This window comes from Cellvibrio sp. (genome assembly GCF_053579595.1).
In genome coordinates this window covers 1-24,774 of the sequence record NZ_JBRFPI010000012.1, presented here as the reverse complement: position 1 = coordinate 24,774, position 24,774 = coordinate 1, and the positions used below count along the sequence as shown (strand labels likewise).

Genomic DNA, 24,774 nt, shown 5'->3' with positions numbered 1-24,774 from the left:
GTTGCCTGACGTCTCCATCAGTGATTCATTAAAACGCCTGCCCGGTTTGGCGCAAGACCGCGACCGCGGCAATGGCAGCCAGATTTCGATCCGCGGTATGGGCGGTATGCTCGGCTTTACCACCCTGAATGGCCGCGAAGTGGCGATTCTGGAAGAGACACGCAACATCCGCTACGACCAATTCCCCTCCGAATTGATCAATGCGGCGCAAGTCTACAAAACCCCGCAAGCCTGGATTGCTGAAGGCGGTGTATCGGGCACTGTAAACCTGGACACCATCAAGCCGCTGGATTACGACTCCACCAAAGTGGTAGTCGATCTGCGTGCAACCTCTTCCGAACTGGGCAAAGATGTTGATGATGCTGCGAATAATGGCATCGGCCAACGCGTCAGCATTTCCTATATCGACCAATTCCTCGATGACACCCTCGGCGTAGCTATTGGCTATTCAGGCCGTTCTGAATCCATCGCCACCCAACGCGCCGAGCTGTGGAACTACGGCGATACCTGGCACAACACCCAATGGAACAGCGAGTTGGGTGCAAACGTGATCGCGCCTTGGGGTGGTTCTGCCCTTGTACGTGGCGGTGAAGACGAACGCCAAGGTGTGATGGGCGCGATTCAATGGCAGCCAAACGATAATCTTGAAATTTCCTATGATGGCTTCTGGTCTTCATTTGATATCCGCGAAAATCAGCGCGGTTTTGATTTCCAAATCAGCAACAATTTCGACAACCAGTGGGACCTGATCAGCACGGTCCCAACGGCTTACACCAACAGCAACCTGGGCGCTGGCGCTGTAGATTTAATTTCCGGCACTGTTAACCTCAGCTCCCTGCGCAATCTGAACGAAGAATACGTGCAAGACGACGAGCTCACCAGCCACGGTGTAAACGTGAAGTGGTCGCAAGATTTGTGGACAGTCGCTGCCGACGCTGGCATTTCTGAAACCAGCCGCGACAAACGTTGGGCCACAGTGCGCACTGAAAACAGCGCTCCCGGCCGCGCAACCTTTGGTGCGACTAATGATGGGCGTATGACATTTAAATTGTTGGACGCGTCATTAACTGACACCAGCACCAATAATGTCGCCAATATTCAAGTACAACCCCAAGCTGAAGGCGGCGATGAACTCAGTTCATTCAAATTGGATTTCACCCGCGACTTTGATAATGGCTTTGTGCAAGCCGTTAAATTTGGTGCTGCTATTTCCAGCCGCGATAAATTTGAGCATGGCCAAATTTGGTCACAGAGCGTTACACAAAACGCTGGTGCAGCCATTCCGGCCAACGCGATTATCGATGCAAAAAGTGCAAGCTACTGGAGCGACCTTCCCGACTATCTGAGTGTTGATCGCAATGCAGTCATCAACAATTATTTCGGTGGCCTGAAAAATCCGACACCGGGCGATGCGGATGATTTAATTTCCAGTTGGGATGTCAGTGAAGATATCAGCGCGCAATACGTGCAATTGGATATGGGCACTGAAGTATTCGGATTAGCACTTACCGGTAATCTCGGCGTGCGCAATGTAGAAACTGAAACCACTTCCAGCGGCTATCAGCAAGGAGAAGATGTTTGGGTAGAAGTCACTCCGGGCAACTGGCAGCCACAACAAGTCGTCAACGCCATATCAGTTGATCACGACTACAGCGACGTGCTGCCAAGCACCAACTGGACATTGAACCTGAACGATGAACAATTAATTCGTTTCGCAGCCGCCAAAACCATGGCACGCGCTCCGGTTAACATGATGAGCCCGAGTCTCAATTTGAATGAAGATTTGTGGGGTTCAAACCCGGGTGAATCCACTTCCGGTAATCCAAAACTCGATCCATTCCGCGCTGATCAAGCGGACCTTTCTTACGAATGGTACTACGCTGAAGGTTCACAATTTGCAGCAACGCTTTTCTACAAAGATTTGGAAAGTTTTATCGCCCGCGCTGCCGATGCAGAAACTGTGGTGAGCAATGGTAAAGAATACAAAGTATCGCGCCCCATTAACGGCAGCGGCGGTTACATCCGCGGCTACGAATTACTGTGGCAACAATCGTTTGATTTCTTACCGGCGCCTTTTAATGGTTTGGGGATTTACACCAACTACTCGCACAACGAATCCAACGTTGAACAGTTTGTACCGCTGAACAGCGATTACAAAGCCGGTTTGACGGGCTTGTCGGAAGATGTCGCTAACTTTACGCTCTGGTATTACCTGAACGGTTTTGAAGCGCGCACATCCTACAGCTATCGCAGTGAATTCCAACGCGATATCAATCTGGTGATGGGCGAAGAAGGCATGAACGATGCGGAAGGCTATTGGGATTTGAGTTTGTCGTACGAATTCAACGACCATTACAAAGTCTACTTCCAGGTACAAAACCTCACCGACGAGCCGTACAAAACTTACGGTTTGGAGTCCAATAATCCAAACCACATCAACAAATATGAAGAGTTTGGCACTCGCTATTCTGTTGGTTTGAACTGGAAACTCTAGTACGTTTTGTTGGTAATACTGCTTTAACTTGTTAATGGAACTCTCCCTTATTGTGCGGCTGCTTCGGCAGCCGTGTTTTTTTGGGAACCACAATTCCACAACACATAGATGAGCTAGATGATGATTAAAAAATTACTGCTTCTTGCCATAGGTTTTATCGCCGCAAGCACTTTGGCAAACACACCTGTACCAATTAATGCAAAGCCCTTTTACGTCGGTGCTGATCTATCTTATGTCAATGAAATGGAGGATTGCGGAGCAACCTATTACGACAAAGGTAAAAAACAGGATCCCTTTGCACTCTTCGCCAAAAAAAGTGCTGACCTAGTACGTGTGCGCCTATGGCATGACGCCGAATGGACGAAATACTCTGACCTCGCCGATGTGAGTAAAACGCTACAACGCGCGAAAGATAATAAAATGAAAACCCTGTTGGATTTTCATTATTCCGATACTTGGACTGACCCCGAAAAACAATTTATTCCCAAAGCCTGGGCGCATATCACCGATACCAATCAACTCGCTCAAGCGTTATACGATTACACAACGGAGACACTCGCTGCTCTCGATAAAAAAAATCTGTTACCCGACATGGTGCAAGTTGGTAACGAAACCAATATCGAAATACTGCAACAAGAGAACTCCATAGTACACGGCATTCCCAATTGGCAACGTAATGCAAAATTGTTAAATAGCGGCATTAAAGCCGTGCGCGATTACAGCAAACAATCCCAAAAACCTATCCAGATTGTGTTGCATATCGCCCAACCGGAAAACGCGCTCTGGTGGTTTAAACAGGCAAGCGAAAATGGTGTGACCGATTTCGATATTATTGGCCTCTCCTATTATCCGCAGTGGTCCACTTATAAACTACCGGATTTGCCGGATGCCATTAAAGAATTAAAAAACACCTATCGCAAAGAGGTGATGATTGTAGAAACCGCTTACCCCTGGACGCTGCATAATTTTGACAAGGCTGGCAATGTTTTGGGTGAGAAAGCGGTGCAGCCCGAATATCCTGCCAGCGCTAAAGGCCAGCTGCTTTATCTGCTAACATTAACCCAATTGGTAAAAGCCTCAGGTGGACTGGGCGTTATCTACTGGGAACCGGCTTGGGTCAGCACTCGCTGCAAAACCTTGTGGGGCAAAGGCTCGCATTGGGAAAACGCCAGCTTTTTTGATGCAACACGCCACAACAATGCCCTACCCGCATTTTTGTTTTTTTCGGCAGACTATACCGAATAATGTAATCACCCATGCAATTCAAGAAGAATACGAGTGAGAGAGAATATGATTAACAAAAAAATTCACATCTATACCTTGGCACTGTGTAGTTTGATCGCTTCCTGTTCGCCAGCACCGCAACATACATCGCCTGTTGGCGATACGCTCTACGATAAAGACTGGCAATTTTTCCGCAGCAACAATGCACTCGATCTGGCAACAGCGCAACAGCAAAAAGAATGGGAACCTGTGCAAATCCCGCACACTCCCAAAATCGAGCCACTCGTGGTAAACGAACAATTCCAGGGTGATGCCTGGTATAAAAAAACCATCGCAACAGAAGAGAGCTGGAAAGGTAAACAAATCTCATTAAAATTCGAAGCAGCAATGAATGTTGCTGAAGTTTGGTTAAACGGTGAAAAACTCATTACCCATGTCGGTGGATATTTGCCCTTCACGGTTAATCTCACCGAAAAACTAAAGTGGGATACACCCAATGAATTGATGGTGCGGCTGGATAATCGCGACAATCCGGTCACTGGTCCCAAGCCATTAAAGGATTTGGATTTTAATACCTATGGAGGTATTTATCGCCACGTGTATTTGCAGGTTAATAATGATTTGCATATTACTGATGCGGTCGCTGCAGGCAAAACCGCAAGCGGTGGAATTTTTGTAAGCTATCCACAAGTTACGACCGAACAAGCCACTATCAGAATCAAAACCCATCTCGCCAACGCGCATATTGATCCGAAAAAATTCCGTGTTGTGCAAAAATTATTGGCTGGAGATAAAGTAGTCGTTGACCAAACTGGCGAACTGCAAACGGTGAACGGAAAAACAGATGCCGAAAACACTATTGATTTAGTGCTTGCCAATCCGCAACTTTGGTCTCCCAAAACACCTAATCTCTACCATTTGGTTACCCGTGTTTATGAAGGCGATTCGTTGGTAGACGAACAGACCACACGCATAGGTATACGCGAATTCAAGTGGGTAAAAAATCAATTATTGATCAATGGCGAGGCAACATTCCTGCGCGGGGTAAATCGCCATCAAGAATATCCTTATGTTGGTTACGCAACGTCTGATGCAGCAGATTATCGCGATGCCGTCAAAATAAAATCCGCCGGATTTGATTACGTACGCCTCTCACATTACCCGCACTCACCAGCGTTTATGGCCGCTGCCGATGAACTAGGCCTGGTGCTGCTGGACTCTATTTTAGGTTGGCAATATTTTTCTGAAGACCCGGCATTCCAGGCGCAAATTCAACAAACCTGCCGGGATTTAATTCGCCGTGACCGCAATCACCCCTCAGTAATGGCCTGGGAATGTTCGCTCAATGAATCCTGGATGACCGAACCTTTTATCGATTCACTCACCAAAATTATCGATGAAGAATATCCGGGCGCAATGTCTGCTGGTTGGCAGGAATACGGTTACGATATTTATCTACAAGCGCGCCAGCATCGTTTGGAACACTACAAAGAGCCAAGCAAGCCCTACATCGTCAGTGAATATGGTGATTGGGAGTATTACGCCATGAATGCCGGTTTAAACCAAACCGAATGGGCAAATTTGCTGCAAGCAGACCGCTCCAGCCGCCAATTATTAAGCGATGGCGAAACACGTTTGTTGCAGCAGGCAGCCAACATTCAGGAAGCACACAACGATAACTTCAACACACCGGCATTTGCTGATGGCTACTGGGTGATGTTTGATTACAACCGCGGTTACGCACCGGACTTGGAAAGTTCGGGCATTATGAGTATTGATCGCCTACCGAAATACAGCTACTACTTTTACCAAAGCCAGCGCGATGCGAGTGAAGTATCTGACAAATTCAGTTCTGGCCCTATGGTATTTATCGCGAGCGAGTGGACCGAAAAATCCGATACCAGTGTGCGCGTATTCAGCAATGCCGATGAAGTGGAATTATTACTTAATGGAAAAATTATCGCTAAACAAACACCGGATCAAAATGGCAACAGTAAAAATCTGAAAAACCCACCCTTTAGTTTTGCACTTGAAAAATACGAGGCAGGCGAATTGAAAGCCATTGGTTACATTAATGGCAAAGCCGTTGCGGAACATAAAGTCATAACCGCTAGCGTAGCAACGAATATTCGTTTAACGGTAGATACCAGCGGAAAAGCACCTCAAGCTGGCGTTAAAGACATTGTGTTTGTATATGCGCAATTAGTGGATAGCACCGGCAATTTGGTACGCACTAATAATATCCCGGTTACCTTTGGAATTCGCGGCAATGCAAAATTGATCAGTCCGGTCGAAGTCAGCACTAGCAGTGGTATTGCAAGTGCATTAGTTGAAATTGGCGATTCGCTGGATGACATCAATATTAGTGCTGCTAGTGATAATCTAGCCGGTGCCAATTTGAAACTCTAACAGCCTATTAAAATTATTGATGCCTAATTGGCGTTGTCCTGGAAAAGATGACGCCAGTTCTTATGGGCAGTTATGTTCTTAACAACGGGCATATCACAGATATAAAAATACTTCGGTGTGAATTACACCAACAGCTTTCAGTTGACTAGCGGCTATTTATCGCGCAAGATCCGCGTCAAAATTATAAAGCCCTCCTACGATGGGCTGATGCGATGCTTCCACCCACTCCCCTACGCAGTAATTCCTCTAGCTAACTTCACCCTGCGCTGATTTGCGCTGAATTTGCTTTGCTCCGCTTTTTCTGCGGCGCACAGACTTATTTCAATTTTTATCCTATCTATGAGGGACATATGTACAACAAAATTGCATTCATTTTGATTTCATCTTTCATGCTCGCTGCATGTGGCGGTGGCGGAAACACAAATAGCACACCAAAACCCAGCTCCATAGCCAACGTCAGTTCCATACCCGCGTCCAGCTCTACACCAACGTCCAGTTCTACACCAACGTCCAGTTCTGCACCCACTGCGAGTTCAACTGCTGCAGCAATTGTCCTGCAGGGACAATTTAAGGACACGAGTATTTCCGGCGTGCGCTTTGTTTCAGGCGCGCAGACAGGCATGACCAATAGCACGGGAACATTTACCTACGAGCAGGGAAAATCCATCAGTTTTTCAATCGGCGGCATAACACTGGGCAGCACCCTGGGGAAACCATTGATTACCCCCATCGATTTGGTTGAGAACGGTAGCTCCACCCATCAAACCGTACAAAATATGGTGCGCTTTTTGTTGATGCTCGATGCCGATGCCTACAGCGAAAATGGCATTCAACTTTCAACCGCGCTACAAACGGCAGCAAACAACTGGACGCAAATTGATTTTAGTGCCCCCATGTTTGAACAAAACATGACTACTATTATGACGGCAGCCTCGGCCGCCGATGGAGGCACACATCAACTACCCGAGACTACCGATGCAAAAGAACATCTGGAAGCCACTCACCTGTGCAATTATTCGGGCATTTATCAGGGTACCTTCACAGAGGATAACAGCGGCGATAGCAACGGCAAGCTCGCGTTTTTCGTCAATGCATTAAATGGCGAAGTGAATGGATTTGCGCTGCCGGAAAACACCCTTGAACCTACCGAATTGAGCGCGATAACTCCGCTGCAATACAATCAAACAGCAGCGTTTGAAACAGGCAGCAGCAACGATAAGAGCAGCTATAACGCCGAATTTATTTCAGCCAATGACATCACCGGCAAATGGAAAAAAGAAACGCGCAGCGGATCTGTCAGCGCAACGCGCGTGGGCGGTGCGAGTAATGCCGTCTATCGTTTTAGCGCGAGTTTTAACGGCAATAATACCGGCGTGCTGAGTATTGATATTGATGCAGCCAATAAAGTCACCGGTTCAGCTTACAATCTTAAAACCCATGAAACCCAAACGCTCGGCGGCCAATTAACCGGCCCCTGGTTAACCATCGCCACTGCCGACAAAACACAGCTGCAAGGGTTGTTGGGTATTGAGTCCGGCCTTTTGATTGGCACCTGGGTAAATACTACCAAGGGCACATCAGGAAATTTTTCTGGCAGCGGCTGCCAACTGAATCCGGTGTCGCTGTCTATTAGTGGTTTCCGCAACTGGAAACTGGGCAGCAACACCGGCTCCAAGCAGTTGATCCCGGCCACGGGGACAGATCCATTGGTATTGCTGGATGGCACACCAATAGCCATGGTGCGCATGACCGTAGCACCCTGGGGTGAAATGTCATTTCCGATAACCGGTTTTGATAAAACCGGCGAGGCCGAAGCGGTTGACCTGAGCAATTCAAGCTTTATCGATATCACCTACCAATCCAACCAAAGTGTTAACTTGCAGTTGCGCCAATATGCTGTGCATGGTGGAACACACAATCAAATAATACTGCCCGCCGCAACCGAGTTTACCAGCGTTCGCGTTCCACTGAGCAATTTTGTCGGCGGTTTAACCCCTCTGGATTTAACCAAAGTTGCCAAATTTAATTTCGCATTGTTGAGCAATAATTCCAACGATGGTTACGCAGAATTGATTGTGAAACGATTTAAGATAGACAACTTTAACTAGCACTTCTTCAATTTGGCAGCACCTCGTGTTACGAGTTGTTGCCAACTTGGAGACCAGAGCAATTCCCCTATCAACGCCGCGTACGACTCAAACGCTCCACTACCGACACCAATAAATCAATTTCTTCACAGGTGTTGTAAAACGCAAAACTTGGGCGCACGGTAGTTTCCAAACCAAAGCGACGCGACGCAAAATCGGTTGTGCGCACTGATGCCCGGAGCGTACCGCAATACCTTCGCGATTTAATTCAGTACCCACCTCTTCGGTTTTATAACCCGCCAATAATGTAGACGTGATTGCCAAAAACTGGTTTGATGATGATAAGCCGAGCACACGCACTTGGAATAACTACACACCCGCCAATCCACATTTGGCGGCGATTAGTTTTAGCGGGGGGGGGTTGATTATTCAATCATTTCAACTCGTAGCCCGTATGGAGCCAAGCGAAATACGGGCATCTTTATGAAAATAAAAATCCGTAATACGTTTCCCTCCTTACGGGCTAGGCGTTAAAACCGAACGGTTCCACCAAGCTGCCAACCCGTTGAATAATCATAATCAGAATACGACAGCTCCACGCTGGCATTTTCTGTTAAAAAGTGACGTGCATGAATATTGTATGTGTTTTGATCTTCAATATCGGATTCATCGCTCCACACTTGGCCTACACCAGCGCCTACACTAAAACGATGCGTAAAGTAGTAATCCGCGCTGGCATTTATCGAATGGCTATCAGACTCGTTATATTCGCCGTAACGCACTTCAACACCAAATGCCCGCTCACCAACCAAGGGTTTTACATACTTTGCATTCAGGTTCCAATGTTCAGAAACATCCGTATGCTCATAGAAATCCGACCACACCTGCAGGCCATCTATCGGGGCAATACCCACTGCTGCATTCCAGCGCGATTCCCAGTCCGTTGAGCCTTTAATAAAATTGGATTCATCATTCAAGCGATAATGATAAGTCCACTTGTTTTCCGTAATTCCTGCACCGACAAAAAAAATACTATTGGGCACAAAATAGGTTAGGTTCGCACCACGCGAGTAAGCATCTTGATTATCTCCCTCGTATTCATATTCACTATTAGATAACGAAACGGAAAATGAGCTCGCTTTTTGCAAAAAGGCAGCCTCAGCCAATGGCAATCCCGCTGTATCAACCGGAGAAAAATACAGTTTTCCGGATAAACCAACCGAGTAATTATCGCCCGAATAATAATCGGAATCAGTCTCACCATAATTCGCGCTAATTTCGGTTCGATAGGTTTCAGACAGGGCAAATGGTGCGATAGTAAAGCTGGATGTGGCAACGATTGCGCTCAATACTGCTAATTTCATAACTATTCCTCTAGGTAACAACTCACGCATCTCCTTTGGATGCAGCCGTCATACTAGTGATCGAGCCATGAATTGCAATGAAATGTTACAGACTGATACAACCATGAGAAAGCCCCACATGATTGCATGTGGGGCTTTTTGCTTTTCTGCAAAATATTTTTACATCGCCCAATGAGCTTGCACTCATTACCCGCGCGGATGTTTATTGAAAAAATCGATGGTGCGTTGCCAAGCTAAATTAGCGGCGGCTTCGTCGTAGCGGGGGTAGTGTCGTTATTGAAGCCGTGTTGGGTGTTTGGGTAGATGTGGGCTACAAATGGTTTGCCCTGTTTTTTCAATGCACTTTCGTACTCTGGCCAATCGGCTTTGATGCGTTCATCTTCACTGGCTAAATGAATTAACAAGGGCGCTTTTATATTCGCGACCGCAGCCACATCCGCATGGCGGCCATAAAAAGGTACGGCGGCATTTAATTCCGGCATTCTAGTGGCGAGAAAATTGGCGATGCCGCCGCCATAACAGAAACCCACTACGCCCAGTTTGTCATTTTCTTCAGGTAATTTTTACAGACATTGTTCTGTCGCTGCTGCCTGCACCCGCCCGTTTGAACGCCTAAACCAATACTGACCATATCCTATTTCATTTATGCATTTCTACGTATAAGAGGTAGGACGTATAGATTAATGTTGTAAAAATGGCTGTCTGTGCAAAGGTATTAAAAAAAATCTTCGTTGGTATTTATCAGCTAAAATAAGAGTGTAAATCCTTAAACCATGTTGATCACTGAGACTAATCCCTTGTTTAAGCTGCAGATTCTAAAAAAGAATAGAGAGCTAAGCACTAACATTAATCTGCAGCTAATACAGTTGGGGATTGAGGTTGAGTGGCAGTATCTGGATGAACTTTCCAACACTCTAGATACTGCCAATATTCTATTGTTGGATGCTAGCGATGTAGGTCTAGAATTCGCACCTCTGCTCGACACTCAAACAATCATTGTACTTGTACAAGAGTGGCATTTGCGGGCATTGTCAGAATGGCTGAATAAAGGAGCAATCAACTGCATTCCTGCTGGCGATATAATTGCGGCTACGGCTAATATTCTCTCTGAATACTATCGTCACCAACGCCATAATCTTAAGTCAAATAATGACCCTGAATTACTCCAAGCAGTATTTGACTCCTTACCCATACCACTCTTCTTCAAAGATAAAAATCATATCTATCGCGGTTGTAACACAGCCTTCGAGAACTATTTAGGCTTTTCTCGTAACGAATTATTAGGGCGGGACGTCTATTTCGTCGCACCAAAAGAACTTGCACAACGTTATGAGAAGGCGGATATAGATTTGCTCAATAACAAAGGCCTGCAGGAATACGAAACCCAAGTGCGCTATGCCGATGGCACCTTACGTGATGTGCAATTCCACAAAGCTGTTTTCCATTACCCAGAAAACCAAGTGTATGGCCAAGTGGGCGCCATATTTGATATAACCGAACGCAACCTTCTAGAAAAACAGTTGCGCGAATTAACACTGATAGATGAGCTTACCGGAGCACCAAATCGGCGTGCATTTTTCCAAACCGCCGCACGAGAGATAGAACAAAGCAAACGCAGTAACCGGCTCTTTTCTACATTAGTATTAGATGTTGATAAGTTTAAAAGAATTAATGACAGCTACGGACATGCAGCTGGTGACTTGGTACTGCAGAATTTGGTGAATGTGAGCAAAGAGGTGATAAGAGCACAAGATACTTTTTATCGCGTAGGAGGAGAGGAATTTTATTTTATTTTGCCCGATACCCAAATCAATGCGGCAAAAGACATCGCCAACCGCTTACGCCAGGTGCTAGCACGTTCAAGTGTTTTATTCGCAAACTCACTTATTAATTTTACGGTGTCGATAGGAGTCGCAGAGTATGTCATCAACGAAAGTATAACCCATCTATTGCACCGCGCAGATGCAGCACTCTACGAGGCAAAAATGCAAGGTCGTAATCAGGTAGTAGTAGCATCATAATATGCCAGTAATGCCTAGCGAAAAATTGAATTAGGCATTGCACTAAGGCTATCTAGACATTCATAAGGGATTTAAAAAGTGATTACGTAAGATTACACAGACATGAATAACCACTTAAGCATTAGGCCCAGCGGCCGGAAAAATGCACCAGCCGCTAAAGTATGTACTTTCTATCCCTGTAGATGTTTTTTGAAAAAATCGATGGTGCGTTGCCAAGCTAAATTAGCGGCGGCTTCGTCGTAGCGGGGGGTAGTGTCGTTATTGAAGCCGTGTTGGGTTTTTGGGTAGATGTGTGCTGCAAATGGTTTGCCGTGTTTTTTCAATGCGCTTTCATAATCTGGCCAACCGGCGTTGATACGCTCATCTTCACTGGCCAAATGAATTAACAAGGGCGCTTTGATATTCGCGACCGCAGCTGCATCCGCATGGCGACCGTAAAAAGGGACAGCGGCATTTAATTCCGGCATTCTTGTGGCGAGAAAGTTGGCGATGCCGCCGCCGTAGCAGAAACCGACCACACCCAATTTGCCATTACCCTCGGGCAATTTTTGCAGATACTGCGCAGCCACTACAAAATCTTCCTGGGTTTTGGTTTGGTCGAGCTTTTGAAACAGTTCGCGCGCTTTGTCTTCATCGCCCGGATAGCCGCCAAGCGTAAATAAGGCATCGGGAGCGAAGGCGATAAAATTATCCAGCGCAACGCGGCGGGCAATATCTTCAATATGTGGATTTAAGCCGCGATTCTCATGCACGACTAATACCGTCGGCAATTTTCCACTCAGTTTTGCGGGGCGCACCAGGTAGCCGCGTACCTTGCCGTTGCCAGTAGGTGAATCAATTTCTACATAGCTGGTGTGAATGCGTGCATCGTCAGGTTTTATTTGTTGTGCAGCCGCAAATTGCGGGCTGAGTGCAGCGAGTAGCCCGCTGGCAGTGACACCGGCAAGGGCGGCGTATTTTGCAGCGCCGGTTAAAAAATCGCGTCGCGATGCCTGGCCATGCACATATTGGTCAAACAACTTTAAAACTTCAGGATGAAAATCGTCAGCGGTTTTGCGTGTCATCATTGGCTCCCTAAAAATAAAATGGGCCGCTAATATGGCGGCCCGTTAATTTTTTTACGTCGGCATAGCGCGAGATTAGCTCGCGTATTTCACTGAGCAACCATAGGGCGCGGTGCTTGGGTTAGGAATTTCTTTACCTGCACTTAACGCTTCCAATGCTTCTTTTACATAGGGCACAGCTTTGGGAATATCGGCAGGGTTTGCGGTTTTAATACTGTCGATACCACCTTTGTACACCAGAGTGCCCTCTGCATTAATCACAAACATATGCGGTGTGGTTTTGGCGTTGTAGAGTTTGCCGATGGTGCCTTCCGGATCAAGAATGGTATTGGTGGGTGCTGCGCCGCGTTTTTCATTCAGGCTGATGGCGGTTGCGCCATCGACATTGCCCTGCTGGCCGGGAGCCGATGAAATGACTTGCAGCCAGACCACCTCTTTACCGGTGGCGTCTTTTTGCAATCCAGGAATATTACTGCTTTGATCGTAATGTTTTTTCACATAGGGGCAGTCGTGGTTGGTCCACTCAAGCACCACAGTTTTACCTTTTAAATCGGCGAGATTAATGGTGGAACCATCGGCCGCTTTACCGGAAAAGGTAGGTGCGGGTTTGTTGATAATCGGTTCGGCCATCGCCTGTGAACTTGCGAAAACTATGGCGAGACTTGCGGCGGCAATTTTTAACAATGACATAAAAGACTCCTATCCAGTTGTTGAAAATAATTAAAGTGACGCGGGTTTTGTAACTGCTGCTATTACCATATCGGGCGTTAAAATTTGTGGCAGCTCTGCCGGTTGCTCTGACTGACCTGCCGGATAAAACACATAAAGCGGTACACCACTGCGATTAAATTTTTGCAGGAATTGGGTGATCGCCGCATCGCGATTGGTCCAATCCCCTTTTAAATAGACTATGCCCTGCTGCTTAAATGTTTCTATTACGCTCGCATCGCTCAACGCGACACGTTCATTCACCAAACAACTGATGCACCAGGACGCCGTGAAATTTAAAAACACCGGTTTTCCTTCGCGCAATAATTCCGCGAGGCGCGCCTCGCTGTATGGCTCCCAATTTTGCTCTGTTAATTTGTTTTCGTTGTTTGCTGCGGTATTGCCCGCGCTAGCACTGCCCGCGCTAGCACTGCTCGAATTAACACTGAGGTAACTAACACCTGATACAAACGTAATTAATGCGATAGCGAAAACCGTTCCCGCTCTGCGCACACGCGTGCTAGATAACAAGGTGGTGTTATACAACCAGGCCGCAAAGGCGATGAGCAACATGCCGCCCAGGGCAATCACCAGCGCATTTACACCCGCCTGCTGCACCAGCACCCACACCAGCCAAATCGCAGCGGCATACATGGGAAAGGCCAAGATTTGTTTGGCGCGCTCCATCCACATGCCGGGGCGCGGCAAGCGGCGCTGCAAACCTGGCCAGCAGCTCAGCACTAAATAAGGCAGCGCCAAACCCAAACCCAGACTTAAAAAAATCGCCAACAATGCTGCCGCCGGTTGCGCGAGCGCATACCCCAATGCCGCTGCCATAAACGGCGCTGTGCAGGGCGTAGCGACAATTGTGGCGAGCACACCGGTAAAAAAACTGCCGCTGTAACCGGGCTTTTCAGTGAGCGACGAGCCTACCCCCGCGATCGAACCGCCAATATAAAAAACGCCGGATAAACTCAAGCCCACCGCAAACATCAAATACGCCACCGCCAATACAAACAATGGCGATTGAAATTGAAAACCCCAACCAATCTGTGCACCGCCCGCTTTTAATACAATCAATAACAGCGCGAGCAATGCAAAACTCGCCAGCACACCGAGTGTGTACACCACACCTTGCATGCGCACCTGCGCCGCACTTTGGTTAGCGTGGCTGACGAGTGACAAGGCTTTAATCGACAACACCGGAAACACACAGGGCATAAGATTTAAAATAATGCCGCCGACAAGTGCGAGCAGTAATGCACTGACAAAACTGATCGGGGCTGTTGCTCCTTCAGCGGCTTGCGCCTGCACCACACTGCTCACTTCAAAGCCGCGCGATATTATTTGCGACGCATCATCGCCCGACTGTTCACTTACCACTAATACGCCAGTTAAAGCATCACCGATGCGTGCAGGCGCCTCACCGGTTTTAATTGTTAATGCGATGCCATCCGCACCTTCTTTGCGTTGCTGCGCATCACTCTGCTGAATGCGCCCCCAGTCATAGGGATAAAACCAAATATCCTTTACCTGCGCGCGCTGCTGCGCTGATAACGGAATATGCAGGGTTAATTCGCCCTGGGCAGTGTCGGGATTAATCGCTGTTTGGCTTGCGCGAATATCCCAAGGGCTGGGGACAGGCAGACGCGCGAGCGCTTGATCTATACGCGCATCACCTGCCCCCACTGTTTCTGTGGCTGCAACCACCGGCAAACTGAGCGCCAACTCGACCTGCTGCGGAATGCATTCCTCTTTGCATACCAACCAATCCACCAGCGCCTGCACGGTAAATTCCTCACCCGGATTCACGCTGGCAGGCACCGTGATTTTGGTGAGCAGGGTGACCTCATTTTCATAGGCGTAATTAGTGATCGGCCCCATCGGAAAACGGCCCGGCGCAGGCCAGATAATCTCGCTCGCCGTTGCGCCCTCGGGCAAGGTCCAAGCGATGCTGGTGGCCGTTCCGGAATCACCGGGATTAACCCAATAGGTGTGCCAGTGGGGAATAATGTGTTGATGCACGCCGAGATGAATCTCTGCGCCGGGCTGCACTGCCTGTACCGATGCCACTAACTCCGCAGTTACTTGTTCAGTGGCTGCTCTGTTGGACACTGCCGAGCCATCTGCGAATGCGCTTTGAACAATACAACCACCAGCCATCATAAGCAGCGCTAGTGATACAGATTTCCAGTTTGAAAAACTCATCATAGATTGAACACCTGCCACTCCTATTATTCTGTTATCAAAGGCGATTGGGTTTTGACTACCACTGGATACAGACACTGACAGTATTTATCCACCAAAATTAACGGCATTAACAAAAATTCACACTGATTAATGAGTGCACAAGATTCCACCCTAGCGATAGATTAAAAACTGCTGAAAAACTGTGTAGGTTATAAGCTAATAAAAAAACAGTATTTTTGAAAAGAAGTAACGCCCACTACTATGCCCAGGTCAGTCATTACTGCACACCCGATACAAGCTCTCAATCAATAACTGGATATGCATTATGGCCAACGCCCAAGCAGGAGGTGAACAACACCTCAGTGACATACTCAATGAAATAAAAAAGCAACTTGCACTGATTGAATACGGCTCATTAGAGATTCAAGTTCACAATGGTCAAGTAGTGCAAATTGAACGCCGCGAGAAAAAACGCTGGGAAAAAGGTGTAAACACCAAGTAGTCAGCGACACTCAAAAAAATAGTCTAGCCACAAACAACAAACAAAAATGCCACTGACCGGACCACCGGAAGTGATATGTGAAATCTGGAGATTAGCATGTCATTTCAAACACCCTGGTCGGTTGTGCGACCATTCGTAGCAAAAAATGTTTTTCAGCGCAATGCATTAACGATTGCAGTTGGTATCGCACTTTCGGCCAATGCATTCGCGGGTTTTCCAACGCTCTACGGGAAAATCCATTTAACTGCCAATCAATATGATTTGGAAAAAATTAATTTCGACCCTACCGCTGCAGGCGCCACTACCTATAAACATATTGGTGCAACCGGTGTAACAACAGAATTAGATACATTTGCATTGGAAAGCACAGGTTCACGCTTGGGGATTCAAGGCGATTTTGATGCATCCTCCAGCGTAACTGTGTTCTACCGTTTGGAATACGGTGTGGATGTAGACAACGGCACCAACAGCAATGGCCGCGAATTAAGCCAGCGTAATATTTTTGGTGGTCTGCGCGGCGAGTGGGGTTCAATCCTTGTGGGTAAAAATGATACCCCATTAAAAACCCTGCAAACCAACACGGTACTGCGCACGGATGTTGATCGTTTCAACGATTCACCATTAGGCGATATAGGGACTTATATCGTCGGTGAAAACCGCCCGGACAATGTTATCCAATACACCTCGCCGATTCTATTTCGCGGATTGGAAATCAATCTCGCCGCTATTCAAGCGGAAGAAACTGGTGTTCCGGTCAGTGCCACCAACCAGCAAGACGACAATGATTTTGCCTCAGGCAAATCGGTTTCAGTGACTTACGGTAAAGCCAAGTGGTTTGTAGGCGTTGGTTATGACAACAACGTTGCAACCACTGATGCACTGCGCGCAGTGGGTGAAGTTACACTCGGTGCGGTAAAACTCGGCGCAATTTACCAAACCGCTGAGCGCCACGAAGATGTTGATAGCCTCGGTGGCTTATCCACTTTTGTTGGCACTAACGGCACCACCCTCGGTGCGCAAAACGGTTTAAACCCACTCTCTGAATGGGACGGCGCATCCGGTAATGGATTTAAAGAGCAAGACGGTTATGTATTGAATGCGCAATGGAAAATTGCCGGCCCATGGCTCACCAAAATTCAATACGCGAGTTCAACCACGACGCCAACCAACGCGCTTTATGCCGATGCTGAATTGGAAGGTATTGCCGTCGGTTTGGATTACAACTTCAACGCAGGCACACGTGTATTTGGTTATTTTGCCAGTGTAGAAGTAGATGGTGATGACAAGATCAGCACCAAAGCCACAACGGATAGCACTGCGGCATTTGGTTTTGATTTCCGTTTTTAATTTGTTTGCGCTCTTGCCCTATCCGCCTTGCGCATAGGGTATGCCGAAACCAGATACTTTTTGAGAGATGATCATCATGAAATTTACAGTAAGATTTATTAGTAAATCCGCGGCAATTATTGCTGCAAGTTTGATTGCAGGCAGTGTGTTTGCAAAAGATATTACCCTGTTAAACGTTTCTTACGACCCAACACGCGAACTCTATCGCGATTTTAATGCCGCATTCGCTAAACACTGGAAAGAAAAAACTGGCGATAATGTCAGTGTGGATCAATCACACGGCGGTTCAGGTGCGCAATCACGCGCGGTAATCGACGGTTTGCGTGCTGATGTGGTAACACTTGCGCTTGCAGGCGACATTGACCCTATCGCAAAAATCGGCGGACTTCTACCTGCCGACTGGGTTACCAAATTACCGCAAAACAGTGCTCCTTATACTTCTACTATTGTATTTTTGGTGCGCAAAGGCAATCCAAAAAATATTAAAGATTGGAATGATTTAACCAAGAAAGGCGTTGAGGTCATTACCCCCAATCCAAAAACCTCTGGCGGTGCACGCTGGAACTATTTGGCGGCATGGGCTTACGCAAAAAAACAAGGTAAAGACGATGCAGGTGCACAAGAATTTGTACGCGCGCTGTTTAAAAATGTTCCGGTGTTGGATACAGGTGCGCGCGGCTCAACTACGACTTTTGTACAGCGCGGTATTGGCGATATTTTGATTACCTGGGAAAACGAAGCATTTTTGGCAGTCAATGAATTAGGTGCGGATGAAGTAGAAATTGTGGTACCGAGCCTGTCAATTTTGGCAGAGCCTTCAGTTGCCGTAGTGGATGAAAATGCAAAAGCCAATGGCAATTATGAAGTAGCCAAAGCTTACCTTGAATATCTTTACACCAAAGAAGGCCAAAACATTGCGGCAAAACATTATTACCGCCCACGCGATGCACAGGTTGCCGAAGCCCACGCAAAAACATTTCCAAAATTGGAGCTGGTGACAATCGACGATTTTGGTGGCTGGTCGAAAGCACAACCGTTCCACTTTGGTGATGGCGGCATTTTTGATCAGATTTATCAATAATTTTTAGAATATAAATTCCGGGGCGGATAACGATCGTTTTCCGTCTCGATTATCGAATCTTAGTTTCCTGATCCCCCTAACGCAAAAGAATGGGTACTCAAAGAGAGTTGTAAATGAGTGAGATAGCTTCTGCGGTGTTCGATACAACATCGCCCGTCCCAAAACCCAAAAAACCTTGGGTGAAAAAATCGGTGCTACCCGGTTTTGGTTTATCCATCGGCCTCGCCGCACTCTACGCCAGTTTAATTGTATTTATTCCACTGGCAGGCCTGGTACTTAAATCCCTTGAACTGAGTTGGCCGGAATTGTGGGCAGTCGTTAGCAATCCACGTGCGGTAGCCAGTTATCAATTAACTTTCGGTGCATCGCTCGCCGCCGCCAGCATTAATTTGGTTTTCGGTTTAATCGTCGCCTGGGTGTTAGTGCGCTACGATTTTTTTGGCAAACGCCTAATCGATGCATTGGTTGATTTGCCCTTTGCATTGCCCACTGCCGTTGCCGGTATTGCACTCACTGCGCTTTACACAACAAAAGGTTGGGTGGGCCAGTGGTTTTGGTTGGCCGATATCAAAGTCGCCTATACCTGGCTGGGCGTAACCGTTGCACTCACGTTTATCGGATTGCCGTTTGTCGTACGCACAGTGCAGCCCGTACTTGCTGATCTGGAAGCAGAAGTGGAAGAAGCCGCCGCCAGTTTAGGTGCATCGCGCTGGCAAACATTTAGACGGGTTTTATTACCTGCACTTTTGCCTTCACTATTAACTGGATTTGCGTTGGCATTTGCACGCGCGATTGGTGAATACGGTTCAGTGGTATTTATCAGCGGCAATATGCCCTACAAAACTGAAATTACACCGCTGTTGATTATGACCAAACTCGAACAATTTGATTACGCCGGTGCCGCTGCACTCGGTACGGTCATGTTGATATTTTCCTTCGTGTTATTACTGCTCATTAACTTGCTCCAGCATTGGAGCCATAAGCGCACAGGAGGTTAATCATGGCCGGTGCTGTTTCATCACTGAATTCACGCAAAACTGGCGCTGCACATGCAGCCACCAGTGAAGCAACCTGGGTGCGCGTAGTGTTAATTAGCATTGCACTAACCTTTCTTGCCCTGTTTTTATTTTTACCTTTGGTGATTGTGTTTACCGAAGCCTTTGCCAAAGGTGCGCAAGTCTATTTCGCTGCGATTACTGAACCCGCTGCTGCCCATGCGATAAAACTGACATTGATTGCAGCCGCGATTGCGGTGCCTTGCAATGTGATTTTTGGTTTAGCTGCAGCCTGGGCCATCGCCAAATTTGATTTCCGCGGCAAACAATTTGTTATCACCTTAATCGATTTACCTTTTGCAGTATCACCCGTTATTGCCGGTTTGATTTATATGTTGCTGTTTGGCCGCCAGGGATTTTTTGGCCCCTGGTTAGGCGATCACGATATTCAAATTATGTTTGCCGTTCCGGGCATAGTGCTCGCCACAGTGTTTATCACTTTTCCGTTTGTAGCGCGGGAGTTAATTCCGTTGATGCAGGAACAAGGTAAAGAGCAGGAAGAGGCAGCGATTACCCTGGGCGCCAGCGGTTGGAAAATGTTTTGGCGCGTGACCTTGCCATCGGTTAAATGGGCGCTGCTGTACGGCATGATTTTATGTAACGCCCGCGCCATGGGTGAGTTCGGTGCGGTGAGTGTGGTCTCGGGAAAAATCCGCGAGCAAACCAATACCCTGCCGCTACACATTGAAATTCTGTACAACGAATATCAATTTGCCGCCGCGTTTGCAGTTGCATCGCTGCTGGCCTTATTGGCATTAGTGACACTGGTATTAAAAAGTTTGTTGGAGTGGAAAGCCGCCCGCGAACATGAACTGGCCGTGCGTGCGGCAAGTGCACAGTAATTAACTAATTTGCGAGAACAACTGTATGAGCATCCAAGTCCGCAATCTGCATAAAACCTTTGGCAATTTTACTGCCTTGAATAATGTGTCACTGGATTTCCCCACCGGTGAATTAGTCGCCCTGCTCGGCCCATCCGGCTGTGGTAAAACGACGCTACTGCGTATTATCGCCGGGTTAGAAAACCCCGATGCAGGCAGTGTGCACTTCCACGGTGAAGATGCCACTAATGTGCATGTGCGTGAACGCAATGTGGGTTTTGTATTTCAACACTATGCATTGTTTCGCCACATGACGGTATTCGATAACGTTGCATTTGGTTTGACAGTGCGCCCGAAAGAGACGCGCCCCACTAACGAATCCATTAAAAAACGTGTGCATGAATTATTGGAGCTGGTGCAACTGGATTGGTTGGCGGATCGCTACCCGCATCAACTGTCTGGTGGGCAGCGCCAACGTATTGCCTTGGCACGTGCGCTGGCAGTTGAACCAAAAGTATTATTGCTCGATGAACCTTTCGGTGCACTCGACGCTAAAGTGCGTAAAGACTTGCGCCGCTGGTTGCGCCGCTTGCACGATGAACTGCACATCACCTCCATCTTTGTAACCCACGATCAGGAAGAGGCAATGGAAGTGGCCGATAAAATCGTGGTATTAAACAAAGGCAACATCGAACAAATAGGTTCACCGGATGATATTTACAACAATCCTGCCAGCCCATTTGTGTACGATTTTATTGGCCAGGTGAATTTATTCCACAGCCGTGTCGATAACGGTTGGGCTCATATTGGCGATTACAAATTGCCCGCACCGGAACACAACAGCGTGCAGGATCAGGCCGCTATCGCCTATGTGCGCCCACACGACATTGAATTGAGTAAAATCGACAGCGAAGGTGCCATTGCCGCGCGTGTTGCCCATGTGAGCACTGCAGGCTCGGTCTTGCGTATTGAGCTGTTACATCAACTCAGCAAAGATGCACTGCATGTGGAATTGCCGCGCGCGCAGGAGCGCAATTTGAATTTGTCGGTAGGTGCGTCGGTGTACGCTAAACCCACCAATTCAAAAATATTTTTGCAAAAGTAAATTTTAAAAAAGTATCGTGGTGGAGAGTACCCACCACGACTATTTATCCCGAACCTATTCGCCACCAAATTCACAATCCAAACGACCACAAAAAACCGCTTCTTCATCGTTTGGGCTAGCGCTTTTGGCGTTTTATTAGATAACTCGTAAGAGCTGGGAATAAAACTAGGAGGCAGAATGAAAATCGAAAAAGTTTATTTTGGACTTTGCTTAGAAGCAAATACACCAATACAGAAAGTTATAAGCACATAAGAACTTGGTATTTCCCAGATTAGATATGACTGGATAGGATGCAGCCACTTTCGCAAAGCGATCAATAGCTCCATCGTGACCAACCAGACAACTGGAAAATATAATGAAAATTCGCAACCTTGATTTATCTGATAGCCCTGTCAATCAGGAACATGAAGCACTGGGCATACCTCCAGTAGAAAAAAATCATCCCGTTATTCGCACTGCAGTTTGGTTTGCGATACTGACCTTAATCAGTCTGGTCGGACTTGGTGTGGCGCAAGTATTCGGCAACAGTTGGGATGACGGTGTCACCACCATTAAAACTACACTGGATGATTCCATGTTCTGGAATGCATTGCTAGTCGGTCTGCTAGCGCAAATTGTCGATGGCGCATTAGGCATGGCTTATGGTTTGACATCTACCAGTTTTTTATTAGCGACTGGGGCCTCCCCAGCACTTGCTACCGCATCTGTGCATATGGCAGAGGTATTTACTACCGGCATCTCGGGAATATCCCACGCAAAATTTGGCAATGTGAATAAAAAACTTTTTGTCCGCCTATTGGTGCCTGGGATTATCGGCGGCCTGCTTGGTGCAATGTTGGTTACACAAGTGGATGGCAAAATCCTCAAACCCTATATCACCGTATATTTATTGCTGATGGGTGTTTACGTCTTAAGCAAAGCCTTCCGTAAACACATTGCCACCCGCAAAGAAGAACCCAAACACGTTGCCAAGCTGGCGCTGCTTGGCGGCTTTGTGGATACCTCGGGCGGTGGCGGCTGGGGACCCGTGGTTACCACCACACTGGTCGGCACGGGCCATGATCCACGCACCACGATTGGATCAGTGAACTTTGCTGAGTTTTTCCTCACCCTTACCAGTGCTGCATCGCTGTTTATTTTGGTCGATGAAACTATCTGGCATGTGGTGGTAGGGCTGATTGTAGGCGGGTTATTCGCAGCACCCTTCGCCGCCTATGCATGCAAAAAGTTCTCGACTAGAACTCTGCTGATTTTGGTGGGATTGCTGATTAGCGGGATATCAGTGTTTAATCTGTATAAGGCGCTTGTCGGGTAATGAACGCGCTCAAAAAACCAACAAACGGCAGGTTATTGAATAAACCTGCCGTTTTTGTTTAGGGTTTTGATAGACCAGCGAATCCCTTAGAATGGCGGCCTATTTTCTCCTCAGCCGGTCACCCTCATGTCCAATACCATCGAAGCCAACGATAATCACACACCTATGATGCAGCAGTATTTACGCATCAAAGCCCAGCATAAAGACGAGATGGTGTTTTATCGCATGGGGGATTTTTACGAGCTGTTTTTTGACGATGCCAAACGCGCCTCGGAGATTCTGGATATCACCCTCACCGCACGCGGCAAGTCCAATGGCGAACCGATTCCCATGGCAGGCATTCCGTTTCATTCGGCCGATGGCTACCTCGCCAAACTGGTAAAAGAAGGTGTGTCGGTGGCGGTCTGCGAGCAGATCGGCGACCCGGCAACCAGTAAGGGGCCGGTTGAGCGCAAAGTAATGCGCATTGTGACTCCTGGAACCGTGAGCGATGAGGCGCTGCTTGATTCGCGCCGCGATAATTTGTTAGTGGCGTTGCATCAGTCCGGCGAGACGTTCGGAATCGCATCACTGGATATGGCCAGCGGTCGCTTTCTGGTTTTGGAAGTGGAAGGTTTGGAATCGGCGCTGGGAGAATTGCAGCGATTAAGTCCAGCCGAATTATTAATTAGCGATCACATCACCACACCCGCATTGGTAGAAAACCGTAAAGGGTTGCGCCGCCGTGGCCCTTGGGAATTTGATTTAGAAACAGCCGAGCGGTTATTGATCCAACAATTTTCCACTAAAGATTTGGCAGGATTTGGTTGCGACCATTTAAAAACTGCGCTCTGCGCCGCGGGCTGTTTATTAAGTTACGCGCGCGAAACCCAGCGCACTGCCCTGCCCCATGTGCGCAGCCTTGCCCATGAAAACCGTGATGAAGCGGTGATTATGGATGCAGCGACGCGCCGCAATTTGGAATTGGATATCAATTTAACGGGCGGTGATGAACACACATTATTTTCTGTGCTTAATCGCAGTGCGACCAGTATGGGCAGCCGATTATTGCGCCGCTGGTTGAATCGCCCACTGCGCGATCTGGTTTTATTAATTGGTCGGCAGGATGCGATCGCTGAGTTACAACACAATTAAGCGTTTGAAATTTTTAATGGCATTTTAAAACGTGTCGGTGATATGGAGCGCATCCTTGGTCGCCTTGCGTTGCGCTCAGCGCGCCCGCGCGATTTATCGCGCTTGTTGATGTCGATTGGCACCTATCCTGAATTACAGAATGAGTTAGCTCATAAAAATTCATCGCAGTTAAAAAATCTCGCGCAGCAAATTTCGACCTTTCCCGATTTGGTAGAATTGTTATCGCGCGCGATTATTGAAAACCCGCCAGTGGTGATTCGCGATGGCGGTGTTATCGCCGAAGGTTACGATGCCGAGTTGGATGACCTGCGCAATATCAGCACCAATGCTGGCCAGTATTTATTGGATTTGGAAACACGTGAACGTGAGCGCACGGGTATCCCGACATTAAAAGTTGGTTACAACCGTGTACACGGTTATTTTATTGAATTGACAACGGCGCAATCGGAAAAAGCACCGGCGGATTATATTCGTCGCCAGACATTAAAAAATGCCGAGCGTTACATCACCCCCGAACTAAAAGAGTTTGAAGATAAAGCGCTGTCAGCACAGAGCCGTGCGCTTGCACGCGAAAAAGCACTCTACGAAGAATTGATTGATATTTTGAATATGCAATTAGTCCCATTGCAGGATTCAGCTGCTGCCGTTGCCGAATTGGATGTGCTCACCACACTCGCCGAACGCGCCGATGCACTCGGTTTTTGCAAGCCGGAATTATCCTTGCGCGCCGGCATTAATATTATTGGCGGGCGCCATCCGGTGGTTGAGCAAGTGACTTCGGCGCCCTTTGTGCCGAACGATCTGGAATTTAATCCGCAGCGCCATATGCTCATCATCACCGGCCCGAATATGG

The 24,774-nt window shown here is 47.5% G+C and carries 18 protein-coding genes and 3 pseudogenes; 13 read left to right on the top strand and 8 right to left on the bottom strand.

From position 1 onward, the window contains the following. From ACWA6V_RS01625 to ACWA6V_RS01615, 3 genes are all read left to right on the top strand, one after another. On the top strand, positions 1-2,494 hold a 2,494-nt coding region (locus ACWA6V_RS01625), incomplete at its 5' end, for a TonB-dependent receptor (RefSeq protein WP_449520871.1). A gap of 117 nt (positions 2,495-2,611) precedes the next feature. Then, the gene (locus ACWA6V_RS01620; protein ID WP_449520870.1) at positions 2,612-3,739 is read left to right on the top strand and encodes a glycoside hydrolase family 53 protein; all 1,128 of its coding nucleotides are present in this window, start codon (positions 2,612-2,614) and stop codon (positions 3,737-3,739) included. Between the two features lie 45 nt (positions 3,740-3,784). Beyond that, positions 3,785-6,127 (top strand): glycoside hydrolase family 2 TIM barrel-domain containing protein, encoded by a 2,343-nt coding sequence (locus ACWA6V_RS01615; protein ID WP_449520869.1) that lies wholly within the window; start codon positions 3,785-3,787, stop codon positions 6,125-6,127. Positions 6,128-6,464: 337 nt separating this feature from the next. On the opposite strand, the gene ACWA6V_RS01610 is transcribed toward ACWA6V_RS01615, so the two are convergent. Continuing rightward, positions 6,465-6,704 carry a hypothetical protein gene (locus tag ACWA6V_RS01610; protein ID WP_449520868.1) on the bottom strand — a complete coding sequence of 80 codons (240 nt, stop codon included), beginning with the start codon at positions 6,702-6,704 and terminating at the stop codon, positions 6,465-6,467. Between the two features lie 43 nt (positions 6,705-6,747). On the opposite strand from ACWA6V_RS01610, the gene ACWA6V_RS01605 reads away from it, so the two are divergent. Next, on the top strand, positions 6,748-8,235 hold the full coding sequence (locus ACWA6V_RS01605) for a hypothetical protein (RefSeq protein ID WP_449520867.1): 1,488 nt from the start codon (positions 6,748-6,750) through the stop codon (positions 8,233-8,235). A 70-nt stretch (positions 8,236-8,305) separates the two neighbouring features. Here ACWA6V_RS01605 and ACWA6V_RS01600 read toward each other — a convergent pair whose 3' ends face one another. The 4 genes and pseudogenes from ACWA6V_RS01600 to ACWA6V_RS01585 form a co-directional block, all read right to left on the bottom strand. Next, positions 8,306-8,443 carry a hypothetical protein gene (locus ACWA6V_RS01600; RefSeq protein WP_449520872.1) on the bottom strand — a complete coding sequence of 46 codons (138 nt, stop codon included), beginning with the start codon at positions 8,441-8,443 and terminating at the stop codon, positions 8,306-8,308. Positions 8,444-8,466: 23 nt separating this feature from the next. Further along, positions 8,467-8,568 (bottom strand): annotated as a pseudogene (locus ACWA6V_RS01595) (hypothetical protein); the annotation flags it as partial. 176 nt (positions 8,569-8,744) lie between these two features. Then, on the bottom strand, positions 8,745-9,578 hold the full coding sequence (locus tag ACWA6V_RS01590; RefSeq protein ID WP_449520866.1) for a putative porin: 834 nt from the start codon (positions 9,576-9,578) through the stop codon (positions 8,745-8,747). A gap of 233 nt (positions 9,579-9,811) precedes the next feature. Continuing rightward, a pseudogene (locus ACWA6V_RS01585) lies at positions 9,812-10,120 on the bottom strand (dienelactone hydrolase family protein); the annotation flags it as partial. 255 nt (positions 10,121-10,375) lie between these two features. Between ACWA6V_RS01585 and ACWA6V_RS01580 the strand changes: the two are divergent. After that, on the top strand, positions 10,376-11,599 hold the full coding sequence (locus ACWA6V_RS01580; protein WP_449520865.1) for a diguanylate cyclase: 1,224 nt from the start codon (positions 10,376-10,378) through the stop codon (positions 11,597-11,599). 170 nt (positions 11,600-11,769) lie between these two features. Here ACWA6V_RS01580 and ACWA6V_RS01575 read toward each other — a convergent pair whose 3' ends face one another. The 3 genes from ACWA6V_RS01575 to ACWA6V_RS01565 all read right to left on the bottom strand — a co-directional run bounded on the left by ACWA6V_RS01575 (position 11,770) and on the right by ACWA6V_RS01565 (position 15,582). Continuing rightward, the gene (locus ACWA6V_RS01575; RefSeq protein WP_449520864.1) at positions 11,770-12,663 is read right to left on the bottom strand and encodes a dienelactone hydrolase family protein; all 894 of its coding nucleotides are present in this window, start codon (positions 12,661-12,663) and stop codon (positions 11,770-11,772) included. A gap of 75 nt (positions 12,664-12,738) precedes the next feature. Further along, positions 12,739-13,353 (bottom strand): redoxin domain-containing protein, encoded by a 615-nt coding sequence (locus tag ACWA6V_RS01570; protein ID WP_449520863.1) that lies wholly within the window; start codon positions 13,351-13,353, stop codon positions 12,739-12,741. Between the two features lie 30 nt (positions 13,354-13,383). Then, positions 13,384-15,582: a protein-disulfide reductase DsbD family protein gene (locus ACWA6V_RS01565; protein WP_449520862.1), complete on the bottom strand. Its 2,199-nt coding sequence runs from the start codon at positions 15,580-15,582 to the stop codon at positions 13,384-13,386. A gap of 304 nt (positions 15,583-15,886) precedes the next feature. Between ACWA6V_RS01565 and ACWA6V_RS01560 the strand changes: the two genes are divergently transcribed. The 8 genes and pseudogenes from ACWA6V_RS01560 to mutS form a co-directional block, all read left to right on the top strand. After that, positions 15,887-16,063: a YezD family protein gene (locus tag ACWA6V_RS01560; RefSeq protein WP_449520861.1), complete on the top strand. Its 177-nt coding sequence runs from the start codon at positions 15,887-15,889 to the stop codon at positions 16,061-16,063. Between the two features lie 96 nt (positions 16,064-16,159). Continuing rightward, a complete protein-coding gene (locus ACWA6V_RS01555; protein WP_449520860.1) occupies positions 16,160-17,410 on the top strand; it encodes a porin in 1,251 nt (416 codons plus the stop codon). Between the two features lie 76 nt (positions 17,411-17,486). Continuing rightward, positions 17,487-18,491 carry a sulfate ABC transporter substrate-binding protein gene (locus ACWA6V_RS01550; protein WP_449520859.1) on the top strand — a complete coding sequence of 335 codons (1,005 nt, stop codon included), beginning with the start codon at positions 17,487-17,489 and terminating at the stop codon, positions 18,489-18,491. 113 nt (positions 18,492-18,604) lie between these two features. Then, the gene (gene cysT / locus ACWA6V_RS01545) at positions 18,605-19,489 is read left to right on the top strand and encodes a sulfate ABC transporter permease subunit CysT (RefSeq protein ID WP_449520858.1); all 885 of its coding nucleotides are present in this window, start codon (positions 18,605-18,607) and stop codon (positions 19,487-19,489) included. Positions 19,490-19,491: 2 nt separating this feature from the next. Next, the gene (gene cysW / locus ACWA6V_RS01540; RefSeq protein WP_331350794.1) at positions 19,492-20,388 is read left to right on the top strand and encodes a sulfate ABC transporter permease subunit CysW; all 897 of its coding nucleotides are present in this window, start codon (positions 19,492-19,494) and stop codon (positions 20,386-20,388) included. A gap of 25 nt (positions 20,389-20,413) precedes the next feature. Then, entirely contained in the window at positions 20,414-21,472 is a 1,059-nt protein-coding gene (locus ACWA6V_RS01535; protein WP_449520857.1) for a sulfate/molybdate ABC transporter ATP-binding protein, read from the top strand. Between the two features lie 355 nt (positions 21,473-21,827). Continuing rightward, positions 21,828-22,787, top strand: coding sequence for a sulfite exporter TauE/SafE family protein (locus tag ACWA6V_RS01530; protein WP_449520856.1), 960 nt, complete (start codon positions 21,828-21,830; stop codon positions 22,785-22,787). Positions 22,788-22,913: 126 nt separating this feature from the next. Beyond that, a pseudogene (gene mutS, locus ACWA6V_RS01525) lies at positions 22,914-24,774 on the top strand (DNA mismatch repair protein MutS); the annotation flags it as partial.